The sequence below is a fragment of the uncultured Clostridium sp. genome (assembly GCF_937920395.1).
Classification (GTDB): domain Bacteria; phylum Bacillota; class Clostridia; order Clostridiales; family Clostridiaceae; genus Clostridium_AD.
Window position 1 is genome coordinate 1 of record NZ_CALEVF010000122.1, and the last position, 2,849, is coordinate 2,849.

General features: G+C 27.0%; 3 protein-coding genes. 2 read left to right on the plus strand and 1 reads right to left on the minus strand.

The window, feature by feature from the left end; translation table 11 throughout:
* The coding region (locus tag Q0649_RS09750) for a DUF47 domain-containing protein (protein WP_298840874.1) at positions 1 to 619 on the minus strand (619 nt) is incomplete at its 3' end.
* Positions 620 to 981: 362 nt separating this feature from the next.
* Here Q0649_RS09750 and Q0649_RS09755 point away from each other — a divergent pair.
* Together Q0649_RS09755 and Q0649_RS09760 are read left to right on the plus strand one after the other, a co-directional pair.
* Positions 982 to 1,218 (plus strand): TIGR04540 family protein, encoded by a 237-nt coding sequence (locus Q0649_RS09755; protein ID WP_298840877.1) that lies wholly within the window; start codon positions 982 to 984, stop codon positions 1,216 to 1,218.
* Positions 1,219 to 1,684: 466 nt separating this feature from the next.
* Positions 1,685 to 2,849, plus strand: a 1,165-nt coding sequence (locus Q0649_RS09760) for a pullulanase-associated domain-containing protein (RefSeq protein ID WP_298840879.1), incomplete at its 3' end; no start/stop codon positions are given.

Here is a 2,849-nt window from a genome sequence, read left to right on the forward strand (position 1 = left end):
CATATTTCATACCAACTCCTCGAATTTCATTTGCAAGTGTTTCACAAGCATCAATGCTATCTTCTAGATAATGGTATAGATCTTTCCATTTCATTACAAAAAGAATATCTTGGGGATTTTCGAATAGTTTTCTCATTGCTTTTCTGTAAATTAAATCAGCTTCGTTTTCCAAAGTGTTTATATCAATGATTTTATCCACTAAGATAGTGCTTTTGCGAAGAGATTTTAATTCTAAAATCACCTTGACAAGGTCTGATGAAACAACTATAAGCTTATCAACAAGTTCAATAGCTTCTGGAGTTGCCTCAGTCACATTATACATATAGAACAAATGACCTGTAGACTCAATACTATCAGTAATATTGTCTATTCCCTTTGTTATATTAAATATATCTTCTCTGTCTAGTGGAGTTATAAACATTTTCTTAGTATACTCAATTAATTCGTGGGTTACAAGGTCGCCTTCATGCTCAAGATTTACTAGTTTTTTTAACCTTTCCTTAGGATTATCAAGTTCATTCATTAATAACTTTAGCTCTTTTGCTGAATTATTAAATATCTGAGCTCCCTTTGAGAAAAGTTCAAAAAACAAATTATCTTGTGGTTTAAAATTAAACATATATTGTTCCTCCTTTGATAAATAAAAAGCATGTTTCAAATTTTAATTTGTACTGCTAAATTTAATATATAAGATATATTTTAAACCGTACAAGCCTAATTATATGATATTACTTAACAAAGTACAATATTGTATTAACATATTTAACATAACTTAACGTAGGATGTAATATTAAGGCATATATTAAATAAAATTACTTAAAAATAAATTGTAAAAATATAGTGCCATGTACATATAAAAATAAATATTTTACTATTAATATAAGATTATGATAAAAATCTATGATATAATCTTAATCGAGTTTATGAATTAGCTTAAGTAATATTTTAAAAAATTAATAATGAATTAATAAGGAGTACAATATGAGAAAAATTTATAAGAACCCAAAAGAATTAGGAACATGCTTAAAAGATTTAGTAGATTTTTATTTGGATGATGTTATGGAATATAATAAATTAAAAGAAAAAATAACTATATTAGCAAATGCTAATGAGGATAGACTTTATAAAGATGGTAATATTCCTATAAAGATTTCTAATATACTAGGGGATGCTAGAGTCACTATTATTAAGAAAGTGTTGTCTGAAAAAGAAAATTAGTTTTATTGATTTTATGAAAATAAATATGTCATGTTAATAGAATAACAAACCACTTGTATATATGTTACGAAAATTATATAATGTATTAGGGTGAAAAATGTTTAAATAGCAAGAAGTGTTATAATGACTAAAAATAAATGATAAGATTATACAATAAAATATTATCATTAATGAAATTCGTCGAGAGCTATTTGATTTTAAAAAAGGTGTCTAGTTGAGGGCTTTTAGTCAGCAACCTATGCCTTAATATTTTAATCATTAGCCCTATTTTTTTTAGAAGTAAGATTAATTATATAAGTACAATAATAAATTGTACTTATATAATTAATCAAAAATGATACCAGTTACTTGCTTGTTGTAAAATATTTCAATATAATATATACTAAATTTATCTTTAATTACTACCTAAGCTTTAGATAAATTAAAACAAATATAGAACATAATTTTATTTTTAGAGGAGAAATTTATGAACTTTTGGAACGGGAATAACAAAAGAAATACATTAATTATTTTTCTTACGACTGTTTTAGTTATGACAGGATTTCTTTTTATATTACCAAATATTAATACCTTTGCACAAAGTGGTAAAACGAGCATAATTATTCATTATGCTAAAAGTTCAGACAATAATTCAAAATGGAAGATTTGGTTATGGCCTGAAAATAAAGATGGAGCTAAGTTTGATTTCATTAGTAAAGATTCATTCGGGCAGGTTTGCGAAACTGAGTTCGATGGAGATATTAATAAATTAGGTTTTATAGTTTATACTAATCAGTGGGATAAAGATACAAACAATGATAGATTTATTACAAAATTCAAGAATGGTGTAGGTGAAGTTTGGATTAATGGTGGAGATCCTAAAGTATATTATTCTTTAGCTCAAGCAACTAAAGCAAAAGTGGTCATAACACCAGGAAAAAATGCAAATAAACCAAATACATTTATAAGTGCTAAATTAGATGATTTGAAAAACATAGCCATAGAAACAAAGGTATCATTTCCATTTGCATCCGCTGATGCTCAAGATTTTATAGTTAAATCAAATGGTAAAGCTTTAAAGATAAATAAAGTTACAAGTAATAAGGTAACTTCTGGAGTCACAACAGTTGCTAATATAGAACTTAGTGATAATGTGAAATTAAATGAAAAACTTACGATTTCCATGAAAAATTTTGCGGAAAAGGAAGTAGTATTTGGTAATGTAATGAGAAGTGCCAGTTTTGAAAAAATGTTTAATTATGAAGGAACAGATTTGGGAAACACTTATTCTACTAGCAAAACAAGTTTTAGAGTCTGGGCACCAACAGCAAATGATGTAACGCTAGTAACATATAAACATTGGAATGATAAAACTGGTACTGAAATTAAAATGAATAAGAGTGAAAAGGGAACATGGACTTTTGACTTAAATGGAAATCAGAGTGATATATTTTATACATATAAAGTTAACATAAAAGGAGTTTGGAATGAGGCTGTGGATCCTTATGCTCGTTCAGTAGCCGCAAATGGTGACAAGGGTGCTGTAGTAGACCTTAAAAAAACAGACCCTAAGATTTGGAAGCCAACTGAAAAACCTGACTTTTCAAATTTAACTGATGCAATTATATACGAATTGCATGTTAGAGACTTCT